This window comes from Rosistilla ulvae, from assembly GCF_007741475.1.
Lineage (GTDB): Bacteria > Planctomycetota > Planctomycetia > Pirellulales > Pirellulaceae > Rosistilla > Rosistilla ulvae.
Map to the genome: position 1 here is coordinate 6,099,618 of NZ_CP036261.1, position 19,235 is coordinate 6,118,852.

Here is a 19,235-nt window from a genome sequence, read left to right on the forward strand (position 1 = left end):
GGAGACGACCATTGAGTGACCAATACACCGAACAGCTGAATCGACTGCAAGAAGAGTTCCTCGATTCGATCGATGAAGAGATTGAATTGGAGCTGGAAGATTCGCGATTTGAGCAGCTGAGTGCGCGTGGCGAGGGTGAGTACGATGCGAAGCGGCTGGCCCGCACGACCTACTTCCGCGAACTGCTGCGGCTGCAACGCGAGCTGGTCAAACTGCAGGATTGGGTCGTCAAAACAAACGCCAAGATCGTCGTGATCTTCGAAGGACGCGACGCAGCGGGGAAAGGGGGCGCGATCAAACGGATCACGCAACGACTGAACCCACGGGTCTGCAAGGTCGCCGCCCTGCCGGCTCCCAGCGAACGCGAGAAGACGCAGTGGTACTTCCAACGCTTCATCTCTCACCTTCCCGCCGGCGGCGAGATCCTGCTGTTCGACCGCAGCTGGTACAACCGCGCCGGCGTCGAACGAGTGATGGGCTTCTGCACCGATAAAGAATACGAAGACTTCCTGCAAACGGCCCCCGTCTTCGAAAAGATGCTTGTCGATTCGGGAATCCATCTGATCAAATACTGGTTCTCGATCACCGACGAACAACAAGAGTTCCGTTTCAATTGCCGGATCCACGATCCGTTGAAGCAGTGGAAATTGAGCCCGATGGACCTTGAATCACGACGGCGATGGGAGCAATACACAGTGGCGAAAGAGAGGATGCTGCAAGCGACGCATCGCCCAGAATCCCCTTGGTGGATCATCGAAGCGGACGACAAGAAGCGAGCCCGGTTGAACTGCATCCGCCACTTCCTGGATCAGATCGACTATGCCGAAGTCGAACAGTCGACAGTTGAACTGCCGAGCCGACAGCGCGAACCCGACTACGAACGCAACCCGATCCCATCGGACATGATCGTCCCGGCGTTCTATTAATCGCTGCGACGGTGAAGACGACGAGAGCTTCCGCCGCCCCGATGTTCCTTCGTGCGGGACCGCGGGATCGGTCTGAAGCTCGACGCCAGCATCAAAGACCGACAGCGTCTCCGCTCACCCAAGTTCTTGCCGACCCGATCGTCGCTGCACGCAATCGGCTTCGCCGGGCGGCGGCGCAATTGCCCGACGAACCTGCCGGAGCAGGTGAGAAAGGCGAGGAAGCAGACCAGCGAGACGACAAGTTCCCGAGACGGTCGCGACCAGTGCGAGGCATGTCGCCAAAAGCGCCAAAACTCGCCAAAAGGACACGCATAGTACCGTCGAAAGATGCCTGTCCTAGAAAAGCCAAAAGGACACGCACGTTACCGTCGGTGCGGGATAGTTCTGACGGGTGTAAGGCTTGCCCGCCGGAGAGTGCGGGATGGGGTGAGATAGTGATTGCGAGACCACCTCGGTGCGTATGACGAGGTGTCTATGCCGGTTGGAGGACAGATTTACTAGGGGAATGACGCAACGGTAGCGCATTGACGTGAAAAGTTACGGCGGGTACGGCGCGATGGAGGGCACTAGTCGGGCGGTTGCGGCGAGAGGTTGCGGAAGTGATGATTTGGAGCGGTGGCGACCGCGGCGACGGCTTCGTCGCTAGTGGCGAAGAAACTGCCGCGAAGGCTCTTTGCGTGGAGCAGCTTGTCCGTGCGAGTTTGCCAGGTCTGCGGCGTTGGCGACAGTCGCTCAAAAACTTCTTTCACCCCCGCTTCCATATTCGCTTTGCCATCGCGAAACATGCGGCCGGTGCAATCAAGAAGCAGTAAATAGCTGCCCAACGGGAACGATTGCAACATCCCTTCGCGGCAGTCCGTTTCACCGCCTTCATCACGCTGCGCGCCTCTGCGATCTTCGATTGGGACCAGCCAATGATCTTGTTCCATCGCGCCAGCAGCAACGCTCGCGGCGACACTCCCCCGGCGGGCCGCCTTCAACCGCTCGATTTCTTTTTCGCCTCTCTGACAAACATGTTCGACACGTTGGCGTATCGACGTGTGCAAACCTTCGTCCGGAGTCGAGGCAATTCCGGCAGCCAGCGGGTTGAGGTCGATGTAGGTGCTCGTCGCCAGCAAGGCGTCGTCGTCGAGAATCGCGATGCTCTTATAGCGGGATTCCCAGAACGTCCCGTGGCAGCCATCCTCCTTGTTGGCAAGCCTGGCCAGAGGCTCCTTGAGCGATTTCATGAACCAGCCGAGGTTCCTGAGCCGATCACGCAACAGGGCGACACGTCGCTCGTCCTTCGCATGCGTTTCAATCCATTGCCGAACAACTTTTTCGTCGTTCGACTTGAGCGTTTTCGGAGGATAGACGGCAACCCATCGCCGCATGACTTCGTGGGGACTCCATCGATCAGCGTCCTCGGGATCGAGCCTGCAGAGCACATGCAGGTGGCTATCCATCACGGAAAATCCGCCCACAGAAATGGCGAAGTTAGCATCGAGCAACTGCAGTCGGTCTTCGATCCACTGCCGCCAGTCGCGGCGGTCAGCTTTGTCTTTGTCGTGCAAGAGAAATGCTTGGCGGACACAACGTGAAATACAGTGATACCAACGCGTCACCGCTGGATCAACGAGATACTTCCGAGCCATCGTCATCGGAAAAACCCTCCACAAGTTGCCCCTATTGAAGCAATTGTAAGAGGCCGGGTTTCGGAGGCAATGAAAGATGCCTGTCCTAAATGCCCGGAAGATGTCTGTCCTAAACGCCCCTAGACGCCCTCATCGACTCAACAATCGATTCTTCCGCGGGTCGTCGTACCGGCCAACCATAGAGGAATCGGCGTGCAACGCGTGCGCTGATCCCGAGCTGTTCCGCGACGCCGTCGTGGCTGATGCGGAAGTTCCATGCCTTAAGCCGAATACTGTCAAGCGGATCGCTCGCGAGTTTCAGATCTTTGATATCCATCTTCATCCGGCGAAGTGCGTCAGATAGGCACAACTGTCGCGACCGGTATTCACGGGCATGGATAATGAATTCATCCGTAGGAGTGATTTCCCAACACCACCATCCTTGCGGCACCTCGTCGCCTTGATTGCCTCGACCGTCGTGGACCAATGCGACGAATATTCGGCGGCTGCCATCTTCGTACCGCGTCCACGGCTTCCCAGAAGAATCCAGCGACTTGATTGCGTCGCCATTGAATGGGTTGGGCATCTTTTCGAGTTCGGCGATTACTTCAAAATCTTTTTGCGTCGTGACGTGGCGATTCTTTTTGGTTGGGTCGACGATACCGCGATTGTGGCGGCGGAGCATGGCGACCACGCGGCGGTTGGTAATGCCAGCCGTCGCGGCGATATCCAAAGCCGTCATCATCCCGGCCGGTGGCGGCGAATTCGTTCCGGGCTCATGCGGCTCGACGAACGGGTCGGGAAGTCGACAAGCCTTCGCCAGTGCCTTCACGTTGCCCTTGGACATGAAGAGCTTTTTCGTTTTGGCCTTGTGTCGGCTTGCCAAGTCGAGATCGCGAATTGCTTGCCGAATCGGCATTCGACTACCAAGTGCTTTGCGGATCTGCGAAACCGTCACGTAGCCATCAGGGATTTCGTATTCGATGAAACTTCGGCCTTCGATCGGTGGTATCTCGGCTGGCATCGAAACGCCAAGCCGCTTGGCCACCTTCGGAACGTCGTCTCCTCGGATCAGGGTGATATGCTGTTCCCCGTCCGCCCACGTACCGATTTCGTGATCCTTCGCCCACTGATTGATTGTCTCAGCGAGCCGCCCCATCATCTTTCCAACTTCCGCTGCCGTATACCGCATCGTTCCTCTCGTTTTGCAAATTGCACTTACGTTGCAATTGCATAGTAGCGGTCTAGTTCTTCCGTGATGTATCTCTATTTTGCTTTCCTGGGACGTCCCCCGGTTGGCTTCGCATCGGCGATGATGCGACGCCCCGAGCGTGCTTTGACTTTCCCGACATTTCCGCGCTCACGCGATGGATTGCCGGGGCCGCTATAGATCAGAGCACGAACCCTTTCGGCCTCTTCTTTCGTCAGAACCGTTACGTTCGACGGAAAGATTTGACGACCAATCCCCTCGCGATCGCACCACCGCCAAACCGTGGTTCGGTTCACGCCGAAATCTTTCGCCAATTCGGTGAGGGTATAGACACATTCGTCGACTGTTTTTTTCGCCTTTGTAACCATCTGATTCACCTCAAACGATCGCAACGAGTGTTGCTTTAATAGAAAAACAAAACTAGACGGCGAATAGCCACCAGGCTACCGTCAGGAACGGTAGTAACCGATTGTCAATCGACAGCCGCACCGGAGCAAAAGTGATCCAAGCACCACAAAAGGCTTAAAATTGCTTGGAAAACTCCCTGCCCTCGCGGTTACAGGACGGTGCGGATGTCGAGTGGAGGATAACGGACTTGAACCGATGATCTCCTGCATGTGATGCAGGCGCTCTCCCAGCTGAGATAACCTCCCGAATCACGCGATGAGCAAGCAGTACTGCCCAACACACCAGAAGCCTAAGTGGTGCAACGCCACAAGTCAATAGGGTGGCACCCTGCGTGGTCACTTAACATACTTAGAGTGTGAGAGCCTATAGCCGTTCGAGCCAAGGTTTAAGCATTTCGGGACACTCACTCGACTGGCAACGAATTAGTACTACGGGTGCAAGGCATGCCCGACTACGAACGCAACCCGATCCCATCGGACATGATCGTCCCGGCGTTTTATTAGTCGGCAGCAGCCACGTGTCTAACCAACCTTCAGTTATCGGACTCGCTGGCTGCGAGGAAGCCCAGGTGATGTGCTGCATGGCTGGTATGAAATTGTTCCAGCGATGCGTGATCGAATTTCCCGAATCCTGGATGGGGATGCAGGTATCCGGTATGCGACTGGAACCGCCGTACGCTTTCGGTAAACAGCGATACCTCTTCGGCGTCGCTCAAATCCTCCGCGGGCACAAAAGTCGAAGCGGTCTTGATCCCCGCGGGCGAATCGCCGCGCAGCAGCTTGGGCAGCATCAGCCAGCGCAGCAGCGGCCTCAACGGTTTTCCAATCGCCATCCATTTGGGATAGCCGTCGATGCTCGAATCGATCGTCATCCGCATGTGATTGCAGATCTGCGCCAGCGACCAATTGCCGTTTCGTTGATAGCCCGCCTGCAACAGCCGCTCGCATTCGGACGCAACCTCTGCCAGGTTTTCAAATTTCAATTTTCGTCGGGCCATAGAACGGCAAACACCTTAGGAGCGATCGGGGTGAAATGGTGGCGACAGCTCGCTCTCGAACCGCTTGCCCAATATCGCGCCTCGAAACCCTCCACACAACCGCCAATGCATGCGGCAAATTCGCACGTCGTCACGGGGCATCCAGTGGATAAACGAACCGTTGGTCGACGAACTGGATTGCGCATTGGGTTCTTGGTAACATGCCATGCTTCCCCCTTGGCCTCCGATACGCCTCTGCGACCGATCGCCCTAGCCGAGCAGAGGTTCCCTTCGCTACCGAGCTTTTGATCCTATGCTCCGATTCTTATTGTTCCCGATGTGTCTCCTCGCTCTCGTTGGCTCCACATCGGCGGGTGAGTTCAATCAAGTGCTAAGCGTCGGCGACGCGGCACCGACGTGGAACGATCTGCCCGGAATCGATGGCAGCGCGCATGGGCTGGACGACTGGAAACAAGCGGAGGTGGTTGTCGTCGCCTTCACCTGCAATTCCTGCCCCTACGCAACCGACGTCGAACAGCGTTTGATCGCGTTGACGAAGGACTACGAAGACCATGGCGTCGCCGTGGTAGCGATCAATTCCAACAAGGTTCCCGACGACGAACTGCCCGCGATGAAAGAACGTGCGGCGATGGCGAAGTTCAATTTCCCGTATCTCTCCGATCCGACCCAGCAGACAGCCAAGGCGTATGGGGCGATCACGACGCCCGAGTTTTATGTGCTCGATAAAGAGCGACGCATCGTCTACATGGGAGCGATGGACGACAGCCCCGATGGCAAACAGATCGAACATCCCTACGTTCGCCAAGCGATCGACGCCGCGTTGACCGGAGGCAAACCCGCCGTCGCGGAGACCGTTCCGATCGGCTGCCGAATCCGCTTTCCACGCGTCCGCCGCAAACGCTAACGCGCGGGGCGTTGATGCCGCACTCGTTTAACCGCGTGCCCAACGGGCCGCGCGTCGCGACCGGCGCGTCATACGCAAAAACGCGTGGGGCGTTGCCACCGCACTCGTTTAACCGCGTGCCCAACGGGCCGCGCGTCGCGACCGGCGCGTCATACGTAAAAACGCGTGGGGCGTTGCCACCGCGCTCGTTTAACCGCGTGCCCAACGGGCCGCGCGCCTTGACCGGCGCGTCATACGCAAAAACGCGCGGGGCGTTGCCACCGCGCTCGTTTAACCGCGTGCCCAACGGGCCGCGCGTCGCGACCGGCACGTCATACTCAAAAACGCGTGGGGCGCTGCCACCGCACTCGTATAACCGCGTGCCCAACGGGCCGCGCGTCGCGACCGGCGCGTCATACTCAAAAACGCGCGGGGCGTTGCCACCGCACTCGTTTAACCGCGTGCCCAACGGGCCGCGCGTCGCGACCGGCGCGTCATACGTAAAAACGCGTGGGGCGTTGCCACCGCGCTCGTTTAACCGCGTGCCCAACGGGCCGCGCGCCTTGACCGGCGCGTCATACGCAAAAACGCGCGGGGCGTTGCCACCGCGGTTAAACGACTTGTTTCCGTAGTGGACGAGGCTACGAGTCCATCCACCACGAATTTCCTTGAGCACCGAGGGACTCGTGGCCTCGTCCACTACGACAACCTGACGAGCGTTCAGCCGAGGACGCGCATCAATCGCCCACGGTCAACACAACCTTGCCGGCCAGCGAGCCGTCGCCGGCGAGCGTTCCCGCTTCTTGAAGGCGATGCGATTGGGCAGCTTGCGACAGCGGCAGGCGCTGCGAGATCTGGCTCTTCAATTGCCCCGAGGCGAGCCATTGGTTGATGTCCTCGGCCGCCAGCTTCATCTCGTCCGCTGTCGCCTTGAACATTACAAATCCATGCACCGTGCACTCTTTGACGTAAAAAGGGCCCACGGGAAACTCGGGACGCGCGTCGCGACCGGCCATCAAAACCATCCGGCCTCGCGGCGCAAGGGCTTCGACGGCGAAGTCGAAATCGGGTTCGCGGATCGTTTCCCAGAAGACGTCGACGCCGTCGGGAGCCAGTTCGGCCAAACGCTCCTGCAAATTTTCGGTCTTATAATTGATGGCAAAGTCGGCCCCTAGCTCGCGGCAACGCTCGACCTTCTCATCGCTGCCGCCGGTCGTGATCACATTCGCACCAGCCGCTTTGGCCATCTGCACCACCATCGATCCAACGCCGCCGGTCCCTCCGCGAACAAAGATCGTCTCATCGGCTAACAGTCGCGACCGGCCAAACAAACCCAAGTGGGCAGTGATCCCAACCAACGCACAGGCCGCGGCATCTTCCGCAGCGACGCCGTCAGGCAGTTCGTACAGCCAATCCTGATCGATCGCGCACAGCTCAGCAAACGTCCCCTGCCGGCCCAGCAAACCTTGACTGCTTCCCCAAACGCGATCGCCGATCCGGAATCCGGTGACACCTTCACCAACCGCCGCGATCGTGCCTGCGATGTCGCATCCGATGATGAAGGGATCGGGCAGGTCCATCGCGATCATCCCGCTGCGGACATAGGTATCGATCGGGTTGACCGACACCGCTTCGGTGCGAACCAAAACCTGGCCTTGGCCGGGCTGCGGATCGGGAAGGTCGCCGTATTGAATGACGTCTGCGTCGCCCGTCGTCTTAATAAATGCTGCTTTCATCGGTATCGCCTAAAGGTTTCTGTTTATTAAATGAAGTTTGATTTGATTGTCTGCACGCAAGATGAAGACTCGCCCATTCCACAATCGATGGGATCGATTCGTTTCGCCGCAGCGAAGCCGAACATCTTTCGAGATATTTAAAACTCGCCAAAGTCAAAATCGTTGAGTTCGTCGAGCGCTTCGGACTCCGATTCCGAGAGCGGTTGTTTTAACACTTCGCTTGCCAGGTCCTGATCGACGCCCCAGTGCTGGCCCAGGTTTTCGGCGATCGATTGTTTTTCTTGCGGGCTGAATTCACCAAACGCACGCCGCAGGAAAACCAACGCCCGACGGAACTGTTCGTCGTCCAACGACTCCACATAATCGGCCAATTGCTGCCACAGCGGTTGCCGAGCCAGCAGCGCGTATCGATTCCGACGCGAGAGGCCTTCGAACCAACCGGCGCCGAGATCAGCCGGCGCGCCGGGGGACAGTCGCCGCGAGACCTCGCGAGCCAGCCGCGCGTTGTCGATCTGATCGCGCTCCAACAGCATTGCACATGCGTACCCGCTGAGCAACGGATTGCGATCGTCGCTATCGCTCAAACCATGCAGTTCGACGATCCACAGCGGTTCGTCGACCAGATCGTGAAATTCGAGCGCGACGCGGTTGAGGGCGTCGATCGACGCTATCAGATCGCGAGCGGCGTCGTTATCACAATTGGCGACCGACATCAGCGCCAACGCTCCTTGCACAAACAACGTTTCGATCAATGGACGCAGCGGCGCCGCGTCGAACTGGCGGACGTCGCCATACTTTACCAGGCTGGCCAATTCAGCAGCCGCACCGGCGACGGCGGTGAAGTCGCTCGATTCGGCCGCCAACGCCTGCAACCGCCCGCGAGCCTGGTCCATCGCCTCCATCATGCCGCAGCGGCACGCGATCGCCACCGCCGAAGCGGCTTGCGCGACCGTTGTTGCTTCGTCCAACAGCGTCTTGAATTTGAAACCGGCGGCCAGTTCGATCGTCTCGCCCAACAGCACCGATTCGACAAGCGTGATCTCCGATTCGGGAGTCCACTGCAACTCCCACTTCTCGCTCCACGTCGACGCCTGCTGTCGCGAGGCGACGGGGGACGCAAAATTGATCTCCAACAGATGCAGCCGATGCAGGAAGCTGGATCGATGCAGGTCCAAGAAAGCTGCCGCGGCGGTCTTCGCGCGACGGTTCTCTCGCAGATCGATCGACAACACCTGTCGAACCGCCGTCCGGTATTTGACTAACTTCAGTGCGGTCAACTGCTGATTGAAGTCGGCTTGGATCGATGTCTGCGAGACGCCTTCGGGCAGGCTGCCGATCGCCGTCCCAACGTCGACTTGAGCCAGCGATTCGGCGACGGTCGACCGCTGGCCGTGTCCGATCAGCGTGACCGCTGCGTCGCGGAGATCGTTGAGCGTCGGTGCCATCCCCGCTTTCAGAGCCGATAGCGAATTGGCCAACCGGACCGCTTCGATCACCTCAGCCGTGGAGCGGTGCGTGCCAGCATCGCGTTGATGCCGGACGACCATCGACAGATAGCGAGCGGGCAGGTGGGAAAGTTCTCGCGCCGACAACGCGTCCCACAACAACTCAAAATACGCGGGAGCTTCGTTCCCGGCGCCGTAGCCCGATTGGCTCGACAGTCGGAAGTACGAATAGGGCATCAGCGTCAGATTGCTCTCCAGCCGCGGCAGCTGTTCCAATTCCTGATCGCTCATCGGCGGAAACTCTGCCGACAGCACCGGTGCGTGATAGGCACCGACGATCGCAACGATCTTGTCGGGCGCGACGCCACGATCGATCGCGGCTCGGATCTGCCGCCGCATGAACGCTTCGCGAACCAGATTCTCCGCCGCATCGGCCGCGGTGTCCGATTCGATCTCACGCAGATTGCGACCGAACTCCATCGATGTCTTGCGATACGAATCGAGACATGTGTTGTGCTCGAAGTTCCGCTCCCAATAACTCTCGTAATGCTCTTCGCCCGCAAGGGCTGCCAGCTGTTGATACAACGAGCCTCGCGAAACGATCGGCTCGATCGCCGGTTCGCCGACCGCCGGATCGTCGCTCGCGTCGGATGCCGCTGGCTCTGGCGAGGCGGCAGCGGGCTGAGCATCCTTTTTCGAAGCGATAATCGCTTCGGCGATCCGTCGATGTTCGCGCTCTTGCAATCCCAGGAAGATATCGCTGGGCAAGTCGATGAACTCGCAATCGGCTTTATTTTCCTTGGCCCACAGGATCGCCTGATACTCGGGGCTGTAGCGGGCCAGCGGGTAGACAAACGTTCGCACGGGGACCGAGTTGGAGAAGGCGAGGATCCCAATCGGCGGAACCGTTCCCTTGCGAACGACGTCGTCCAACAGACCCTCCGCGTCGCAGGGGCCTTCGATCAGCACGACCTGCGGCTGCATTTGATCGAGGAATTGCCGCAGCTGCCACGCCCCCATCGGCGACAGATGCCGCACGCCAAAAACGTGGCAAAGGGAAGCCGTATCGATCGCAGACATTTTGTCTGGTGCCTTCGAAAGGGGGATGAAAACGCGGTCCTGCCCGCCGCGATTGTTATACCACGGGCGGCCAACATTGGCACATTCACAGCGACCGAACGTCGTCGCGACCCCTGCGGCCGGCGCGTGGCCGGGCTGCCGTCATAGTCAATTAAATTGTGCGATGTTAAAATGCCTCGCCCATCGAGTTCGCGATTCACCCAACGCACCGGCCCCACGTCCGCCAGGAAACATGATGCAAACCACTGTTAAGTCACCCGTAAATGATTCCACCGGCAACCTGTTGGACTTCGCCGACGGATTTGTGCGACGCCACATCGGCCCGTCGGACACTCACATCCAACAGATGCTGGAACTGCTAGGCTTCGATTCGCTGGATCAGTTCTCCGACGCGTTGGTTCCCGAGGACATTCGGTTGACCCAACCTCTGGACATTCCGTCGGCTCGCGGCGAGCACGAGTTCTTGGGTGCGTTGCGGGTGATCGCCGAAAAGAACAAGGTCTACCGTTCGTGCATCGGTATGGGTTACACGGGGACCGTTACGCCGCCGGTGATCCTACGGAACGTGCTCGAAAATCCGGGTTGGTACACGCAGTACACTCCCTACCAAGCGGAGATCTCGCAGGGACGGCTGGAAGCGTTGCTGAACTTTCAAACGATGATCGCCGACCTCACCGGCTTGCCTTTGGCGGGAGCAAGCTTGTTGGACGAAGCGACCGCGGCAGCCGAAGCGATGTGCATGTGCGTAGCGATCGCCCGAGATAAGAAACGCGGCTTCTGGGCGTCGGACGATTGCCATCCGCAGACGCTGGAACTGCTGCAGACCCGCGCCGACGGATTGGGGATCGACCTGAAGGTCGGCCCGATCGACGAGATCGACTTCAACCACGGCCAAGGAGGACTCGGCGGGTTGTTGGTTCAATATCCGACCACCGACGGCCGGATCGAAGACTATGCCGCGTTGACAGCGCGAGCGGCCGAAAACGGTTGCTTGGTCGTCGCGTCCGCCGATCTGTTGGCCTTGACCGTGCTGACGCCGCCTGGTGAATGGGGAGCGGATATCTGCGTCGGCAGCGCCCAGCGATTTGGCGTTCCGATGGGCTTGGGCGGACCACACGCCGCCTTCATTTCGACTCACGAAGCCCATGTCCGCAAGCTTCCCGGGCGGATCATCGGCGTCTCGAAGGATCGCCAAGGCAACCGCGCGTTGCGGATGGCGATCCAAACGCGAGAACAACACATCCGCCGCGACAAGGCGACCAGCAACATCTGCACGGCGCAAGCCTTGCTGGCGATCATCAGTTCGTTTTACGGAGTCTATCACGGGCCGCGCGGCTTAAAACAGATCGCCGACCGAACGCATGCCTTCACGTGTGCGTTGTTGAAGGGACTCGAGCGACTGGGGCACTCGCGAACCAGCGACACACCCTTCTTCGATACGATCCGGATCCGGTTGGGCAAAGGGCGTGCGAGCGCGACGCGTCAGGTTGTCGATGCGGCGCTGGAACGTCAGATCAATCTTCGCGAATACTCCGACGGCACGTTGGGCGTGACGTTGGACGAAACCGCCGACGCGGCGTTGGTCGCCGACCTGTTGGCCGCTTTCAACTTTGGCCACTACACCGGGTTCGATATCGACGACCTGTTGGCCGAAGCGGAAGCCGACGGCATGCTGTCGCATGGTGCACTGGCGCGGACCAGCGAATACATGACGCACCCGATCTTCAACGAACACCACAGCGAAACGCAAATGCTGCGGTACATCTTTAAGCTGATGCAACGCGACCTCTCGTTGGCACACAGCATGATCCCGCTCGGTTCGTGCACGATGAAGTTGAACGCGACAAGCGAGATGCTGCCGGTGACCTGGGCCGAATTTGGGCACCTGCATCCGTTTGCTCCCGACACGCAGTGGCGCGGCTACACACAGATGTTCCGCGAACTGGAAAGCTGGTTGTGCGAAGTGACAGGATTTTCGGCGGTCAGTCTGCAACCGAACGCCGGTGCTCAAGGCGAATACGCCGGGCTGTTGGTGATCCGGGCGTACCACGAACACAACGCCGTTGGCGAGAACAAGCGGAACGTCTGCCTGATCCCCACCTCGGCGCACGGCACCAACCCGGCGTCGGCGGTGATGGCGGGAATGCATGTTGTGCCGGTCGCTTGCGACGCCAACGGCAACATCGACATGAACGACCTGAAAGCGAAAGCTGCCGATCATGCCGAGACGCTGTCGGCACTGATGGTCACCTACCCATCGACGCACGGTGTTTTCGAGTCGACGATCCGCGAAGTTTGCGACGTGATCCACCGTCACGGTGGACAGGTCTACATGGATGGTGCGAACATGAACGCACAAGTCGGACTGACCAGCCCGGCAACGTGTGGCGCCGACGTCTGCCACCTGAACCTACACAAGACGTTCTGCATCCCGCACGGCGGTGGCGGCCCCGGAATGGGACCGATCGGCGTGGCAGAGCAATTGGTGCCGTTCCTGCCCGGCCACAGTGTCGCTCGCCCCGACACGGCGGGTGAGTTTGCGATCGGTGCCGTCTCTGCGGCTCCTTACGGCAGCCCCAGCATCCTGACGATCAGCTACGTCTACATCGCGTTGATGGGAGCAGAGGGACTGAAGCGAGCGACGCAGGTCGCGCTGCTGAACGCCAACTACATGGCTCGTCGACTGTCCGATAAATTCGACATCCTCTACACCGACAAAAACGGAAACGTCGCCCACGAGTTCATCGTCGATTGTCGCGAGTTCGACAAATCGGTGCACATCAGCATCGACGATATCGCCAAGCGTCTGATGGACTACGGATTCCATAGCCCGACGATGTCATTTCCCGTTCCGGGAACGTTGATGATCGAACCGACCGAAAGCGAACCGAAGGCGGAACTGGATCGGTTCTGCGAGGCGATGCTGGCGATCCGTGAAGAGATCGCAGCCATCGAGCGCGGCGAGATCGATGCGGAGAACAATCCGCTGAAGAACGCACCGCACACGATGCAGATGATCGGCGGCGACCAGTGGCCACATCCGTACGGCCGCGAACAGGCCGCATGGCCCAAGGCGTGGCTGCGAGATGCGAAGTTCTGGCCGACCGTCGGGCGGATCGATCACGCCTACGGCGACCGCAATCTGATCTGCTCCTGCCCGCCGATGGAAGAGTACCAATAGCGGTTGCCGCCCCCCTCCACATCGGCTGCACCGAACATTTGTGCAGCAAAAAGTTGGATTGTGAGGGGGACAAGTCATTCTGAATGACAATTTCTTGATTATCCTTGACGAACCCCAGCCGATTTTATTGGTCGGTAGGGGTTCTTGTGTGCAAGAATTACAAGCCACAGCGACCGCACGACGCGGTTGGTTGCGGCAAGCCGCTAACTTCGGTTAGGCGACTGACTTGCGCACCCACGCTCACCTCAAGGATCTCTGTCGGACTTGCGTTACCAGCCGGCAAGGAGTTTTCATCTTTATGGCTACCGTTGAACAATCGCCGCCGCCGGTCAAAGTCCGTCCGCCGCGAACCCTGCCGCTGAATCTGACTCCGTTCGAAGACTACATGATCTGGGACGATCGGCCCGAATATCCGATGACCTTCGTGGTTCAGATGGAATTCGCTGGAACGATCGACCGCGAGGCGATCGAAGCGGCATTGCCCGACGCTCTGGAACGCCATCCGCTGCTGCAAGCCATCGTGCAACCGGCCAAAGGAAATCGCGACTGCTGGGTCAACGCGCCGCAGCCGGAGATCGCGATCGATTGGGGCGACCTGGCCAAACCGATCGATCTGCCCGCTGGAGAAGCGATCGACGTGCGGCAGGATGTGGGACTGCGGATCTGGATTCGCAGCGACGAGAACCAAGCCACCATCACGACTCAGTTCCATCATGCGACGTGCGATGGCATCGGTGCGTATCAGTTCCTCGGCGACTGGCTGTGGTTTTATGCGTCGCACGTCGGCCAACCGATCGACGAACCGCTGCCGCCACTGGATGTCAAAGCGCTGCGTCAGCGGAACCGGAACAGTTTTGATGTCGAAAACTATCGTCTGCCCGATGGCAAACTGGATACCGCTGAAACGAAAGCTCTCGGCTGGCATTGCTTAACCGGCGTGCAAGCCCTGGCCATACCGCGGTCGATGCAGCCCGAAGCAAATCCACGAGCCCTGTTCCCCGGACTGTGTGGTTTTGAGTTCGACAAAAACGTCTACAAGAATCTCCGTCACGTGGCCGAGCGACGCGGCCAATCGACTAACGAATTGTTGATCGAACGGTTGTTGGTGACGCTGCGCCAGTGGAACCAAATGCAAGGGGATCGAGGCCGCCGCGATCTGTGCATCATGATGCCGATGGATCTGCGCGAGATCGAGAGCCGGATGGCGACGGCTGCGAATCTGGTGACCTACGCTCTGATCCGACGCAAACAATCCGAGTGCACCGAATCCGAAGCGTTGATCGATTCGATTCGCCAAGAGATGGTGATGCTGAAGCGGAACCGGCTACGGACACCGTTCATGAGCATGATCGCCCACTTGCAGCGTTATCCGACCTGGCTGAAGCGTTGGCTCGGATCGCGGCGGTGCATGGCGACGGCGATCCTATCGAACACCGGCGACCCGACCAAACGCTTCAGCGTCGCGTTTCCGCGCGTCAAAGGTTTGCTGCAAGCGGGCAACCTGTCGATGACCGACATCGTCGGGGTGCCGCCGATGCGATCGGGAACGCGGCTGACGATCTCGATCTTCACCTACCGACGCGTGCTGAAGATCTGCATGCGTTGCGATCCGCACTACTATTCGACGGCGCAAACCGAAGCCTTGGCGAACGAATATCGAGCGTCGATCCAACGACTGCTGGACGCACCGGTGGAAGCTTAGCCGCCGCCAAACATCCCACGCGTCGGCAATTGCGATTTAGTTGCTAAAATGCAGCGGTAGCAATTCTCCGCCACGCGACCGCTTGAGCTCCATCGGGTGCCAAGCGATCTTTCCAATACGGGATGTAAGGATATGGATTCGATGCCCTCGCCGACAACGGCTACGGTTTCGCTGACCCCAGGCCGATTTGTCGGCAAAAGTTTTCGACACCATTGGCGTATCAGCGCCGCGGTCGCGCTAGGCGTTGCCGCTGCCACCGCGGTGGTCACGGGAGCTCTATTGGTCGGCGATTCGATGCGGGGCAGCTTGCGCGAACTGACGATCGAACGCCTCGGTTCGATCGACTACGTCCTCTATCCGGGCCAATTTTTCCGAGCCGCCGCCGTCGATCCGCTCCGCAGCGACAGCGATCAAACGCTGGTCGACCGCGCAGTTCCGGCGATCTTGTTTTCTCAAGCTGTCGTGGAGACCGATCGGGCTGCCAGCGACGTCGTTCGCCGCGCCGGATCGATCCAAGTGATCGCAGCCGATGCGGAGTTCTGGGATCTCGATGTCGAAGGAGTCCACCCCGACGTGATCCCCGAGGGAGACCAAGTGGTTCTGAACGCATCGGCCGCGGCGGAGTTGCAAGTCGACGTCGGCGACCTGGTGACGGTGCGTCTGCCCGTGGAACAGGCGGTCCCGGCGGACAGTCCACTGGGACGCCGCGAGAGTGAAAGCGAAGGCTTGCCGCGATTGGAAGTTGTCTCGATCGTTCCCGATCGCGGGCTGGGACGCTTCAGCCTGCAGCCCAGCCAACAGCAACCGCTGGCGGCGTTCCTGCCGTTGGAATTGGTGCAAGATTCGTTGGATCGCGAGGGAGAAGCAAACGTGGTCTTCATCGATGCCGCCGGGACGCAGGCGTTGCAACTGGAGTCGGCTCACGCGCAAGCCGACCAGATCGCCGCGGCGATGGCGTTGGAACTGAGCGACTATGGATTGAAGATCGAAGAGATTCGGCAGATCTTCACCGACGCCGACGGCAACGAAAAAGAGGTCTTCGATTATTACAGTCTGACCAGCGACCGATTGCTGCTGCCGACCGCGATCGCCGAAAGTGTCCGCGAGGAGTTGCCGGGAGCGACCGAGCCGGTGATGACTTACCTGGCCAACGCGATCGATCGGATCGACGATGAAGAGCAGACCGCCGCGTCGGTTCCCTATTCGATCATCACGGCGATCGATTCGAGCGACGCGATGCCGCTGGAATTTGGCGACTACGATCCCAACGATCTCAGTTTGCCGGTGCCGGTCGTGATCAACGACTGGACCGCGGAACAACTGAAGGCCGCGGTGGGAGACAAGATTCGGATCTTCTACTTCGAACCCGAGACCTCGTCGGGCAAAGAGGTCGAGCGGTCGTTCGACGCGGTCGTCAGCGGGATCGTGCCGATCACCGAGCCGCAGACGAAATACCGCCGCGGACGGCCACCGAAGTTCGACGAAGCCCCCACGGTCTATAACGATCCCGGGCTGACACCGACCGTACCGGGAGTGACCGATCAAGATTCGATCGACGATTGGGACCTGCCGTTCAAACTAGAACGGCCGCGATCGAAGGAGGACGATCTGTATTGGGACTACTACCGCTTGACCCCCAAGGCCTTCATTCCGCTCGCCGCCGGGCAGCGATTGTTCGGCAGCCGGTTCGGCGATCTGACCAGTCTGAAGATTCGCAAGTCGGCGGTCGCCGATGGCGACGCGTTGCAAACCTTAGTCACCAAAGTGGCCGACCAAGATCGCAACCAGATCGGGTTCGCCGTGATGCCGACGCGGGCGCTGCAGTTGGCGGCGTCCAAGGGGACGACGCCATTCGACGCACTGTTCGTATCGCTCAGCTTCTTCGTGATCGTCGCGGCGTTGATGTTGGTCGCGCTGCTGTTTCGGTTGGGGATGGAACAACGGGCCAGCGAATACGGAACGCTGATGGCCGTTGGGCTATCGGGCCGCTTGGTCGCCGGAATGGCGCTGCGCGAAGGGATCCTCGTCTCATTGATCGGTTCGGTGCTGGGGGTTGTCGGCGGGATCGGTTACGCGTGGCTGGTGCTGTACGCGCTGCGGAACTGGTGGGTCGGGGCGGTGACGGTTCCGTTTCTGCGATTCCACTGGTCGCCGGTCAGCCTGATCGTTGGAATCGTGGCGGGAACGGCAATGGCGGCGGTCACGATTTGGTGGACCAGCCGCCGGCTGCGCTCCAGCAAGGTATCGAGCCTTGTCGGCGGGCATATCGACGAACTGCGGACCGAAAGCGGCCAGCGGCGGCGAAGCTGGGCAGGGCCCGTGGCGATCGGATGTTTTGTCGTGGCGATGCTGACCAGCCTCAGCGCCGTCTGGCTGGGCGGGCAAGCTCAGGCGGGAGCGTTTGTCGGCGGCGGGATGTTGCTGTTAGCGGCGATCGTGCTGGGCGTCTTTCATCGATTGACCAACACCAAGCCGCGACATGTGGTAAACCACAGCTACAGTCTGTTCCGGATGGCGATGCAGAGCGCTCGACGCAATCCGCTGCGCAGCACGCTGTCGATCGGCCTGTTGGCGGTCGCTTGTTTCTTGATCGTATCGATGAGTGCGTTTCAGTTGTCGCCGACCGACGAAGGAGTCGGCGGTTTCGATCTAATCGGGCAGACGGCGATGCCGTTGTATCGCGATCTCAGCGACCCGGCGATCCGAGCGGATCAGATGGGGCGCGATGCCGAAGCGATCTCCGACGCCAAGATCTTTGGTTTCCGGTTGAAGCCGGGACAGGATGCCAGTTGCAACAATCTATACCAAGCATCGCAGCCTCAAGTGTTGGGGGTGCCTGACAACTTTACAAGTCGCTTCAGCGACCCCAAAGTGATGCCAAGATTCGGATTGGTGGGAACCGACAGCGACAATCCTTGGGAGCTTTTAGAAGCGAAAGCCAGCGGCACCGCGGAGGATCCAATCCCGATGATTCTGGATCAAAATACAGCGATGTGGGCGTTACAAATGTATGGCGGTGTGGGGGAGGTGAAATCGTTCGAATACGTCGTCGGAAAGCCGCAATATTTCCAGGTTGTCGGCCTGATCACCGGTTCGGTTTTGCAGGGCTCGCTAATGATCGGCGAAGCGAATTTTGAGGACGCGTTTCCGGAGATCTCGGGGTATCAATATTACTTGATGAAGGCCGAGGGAATCGACGCCGATCGGCTGGCCGAAATCTTGGAGAATCGGCTGAGCGATTCGGGGATGGACGTCGCTGACAGCCGCGACGTGTTGGCTCGACTGTTGGCTGTGCAAAACACCTATCTTCGCACTTTCCAAGGGCTCGGCGCATTGGGGCTGTTGTTGGGAACCTTCGGTTTAGCAACGGTGCAGTTGCGCAGCGTGCTGGAACGGCGTGGGGAACTGGCCGTGATGCGGGCGACAGGTTTCAGCCGGAAGCGACTGGCCGGGATGGTCGTTTTGGAGAACAGCGCGCTGTTGATCGCCGGGATTGGATGCGGTCTGTTGGCCAGTTTCGCAGCGGTGATTCCGTACATGTTGATCGGGCAAGCGAAGCTCGGAATTGTGGAGCCGATCGCGATGCTGGGGATCGTCTTTGCCGTAGGCCTAATGGCCGCATCGGTTGCGGTGAAACAAGTGCTGCGGATGCCGTTGTTGGAATCGTTACGTGGTGCTTCGTAAGACACCTCACACCTGCTACGATTCCCCCTTCTAAACCGCGATCGATGCCGCTCTCCAGCAACACAGCTCCAGGGGGGGCTTGCCAGCCCTACTACAATGGCTACGACGATCACCACAAACAATGGCGGTTCGATTTCCTTATTGTACAGCGCGCGATAATCGACGCTTCGGCATTAAGCAAACCTAAAATTTCTGCAACACTAGACGCAGTGCTTGGGCCGAAGAAAAGTTTTATAGTTCGCCCCCCGCTAAGTCGCCTCCCTCAAGGCCCCATAGTGCTTCAAGAATCAAGTTCCACAAGACCGATCGTCGATTGCCTGTGCATGCCTCTCGAGCTCGCAGACCGGCTGCGAATAGAACTACAGCATCA

The 19,235-nt window shown here is 59.3% G+C and carries 10 protein-coding genes and 1 tRNA gene; 5 read left to right on the forward strand and 6 right to left on the reverse strand.

Annotation, left to right across the window (positions count from 1 at the left end):
* Nucleotides 1-11 precede the first annotated feature (11 nt).
* Nucleotides 12-926 carry a polyphosphate kinase 2 gene (gene ppk2 / locus EC9_RS21615; RefSeq protein ID WP_145348151.1) on the forward strand — a complete coding sequence of 305 codons (915 nt, stop codon included), beginning with the start codon at nt 12-14 and terminating at the stop codon, nt 924-926.
* 566 nt (nt 927-1,492) lie between these two features.
* Here ppk2 and EC9_RS21620 read toward each other — a convergent pair.
* The 4 genes from EC9_RS21620 to EC9_RS21635 all read right to left on the reverse strand — a co-directional run bounded on the left by EC9_RS21620 (nt 1,493) and on the right by EC9_RS21635 (nt 5,154).
* Nucleotides 1,493-2,566 carry a hypothetical protein gene (locus EC9_RS21620; RefSeq protein ID WP_145348152.1) on the reverse strand — a complete coding sequence of 358 codons (1,074 nt, stop codon included), beginning with the start codon at nt 2,564-2,566 and terminating at the stop codon, nt 1,493-1,495.
* 103 nt (nt 2,567-2,669) lie between these two features.
* Complete coding sequence (locus EC9_RS21625; RefSeq protein WP_145348153.1) at nt 2,670-3,731, reverse strand: hypothetical protein; 1,062 nt, start codon at nt 3,729-3,731, stop codon at nt 2,670-2,672.
* Nucleotides 3,732-4,329: 598 nt separating this feature from the next.
* Nucleotides 4,330-4,401 (reverse strand) — tRNA-Val (locus EC9_RS21630).
* Between the two features lie 288 nt (nt 4,402-4,689).
* Nucleotides 4,690-5,154 carry a DUF1569 domain-containing protein gene (locus tag EC9_RS21635; RefSeq protein ID WP_246105818.1) on the reverse strand — a complete coding sequence of 155 codons (465 nt, stop codon included), beginning with the start codon at nt 5,152-5,154 and terminating at the stop codon, nt 4,690-4,692.
* A 292-nt stretch (nt 5,155-5,446) separates the two neighbouring features.
* Between EC9_RS21635 and EC9_RS21640 the strand changes: the two genes are divergently transcribed.
* Nucleotides 5,447-6,058: a thioredoxin family protein gene (locus EC9_RS21640; RefSeq protein ID WP_145348154.1), complete on the forward strand. Its 612-nt coding sequence runs from the start codon at nt 5,447-5,449 to the stop codon at nt 6,056-6,058.
* Between the two features lie 716 nt (nt 6,059-6,774).
* Here EC9_RS21640 and EC9_RS21645 read toward each other — a convergent pair.
* A complete protein-coding gene (locus EC9_RS21645; protein ID WP_145348155.1) occupies nt 6,775-7,773 on the reverse strand; it encodes an NADPH:quinone reductase in 999 nt (332 codons plus the stop codon).
* Nucleotides 7,774-7,910: 137 nt separating this feature from the next.
* The gene (locus EC9_RS21650) at nt 7,911-10,298 is read right to left on the reverse strand and encodes a DUF5682 family protein (RefSeq protein ID WP_145348156.1); all 2,388 of its coding nucleotides are present in this window, start codon (nt 10,296-10,298) and stop codon (nt 7,911-7,913) included.
* A gap of 232 nt (nt 10,299-10,530) precedes the next feature.
* Here EC9_RS21650 and gcvP point away from each other — a divergent pair, with 232 nt between their 5' ends.
* The 3 genes from gcvP (at nt 10,531) to EC9_RS21665 (ending at nt 18,865) form a co-directional block, all read left to right on the forward strand.
* Nucleotides 10,531-13,479, forward strand: a complete 2,949-nt coding sequence (gene gcvP / locus EC9_RS21655; protein ID WP_218934337.1) for an aminomethyl-transferring glycine dehydrogenase — start codon at nt 10,531-10,533, stop codon at nt 13,477-13,479.
* Between the two features lie 298 nt (nt 13,480-13,777).
* A complete protein-coding gene (locus EC9_RS21660; protein WP_246105819.1) occupies nt 13,778-15,181 on the forward strand; it encodes a chromosome condensation protein in 1,404 nt (467 codons plus the stop codon).
* A 141-nt stretch (nt 15,182-15,322) separates the two neighbouring features.
* Nucleotides 15,323-18,865, forward strand: coding sequence for an FtsX-like permease family protein (locus tag EC9_RS21665; protein WP_145348158.1), 3,543 nt, complete (start codon nt 15,323-15,325; stop codon nt 18,863-18,865).
* The last annotated feature ends 370 nt before the right edge of the window (nt 18,866-19,235 follow it).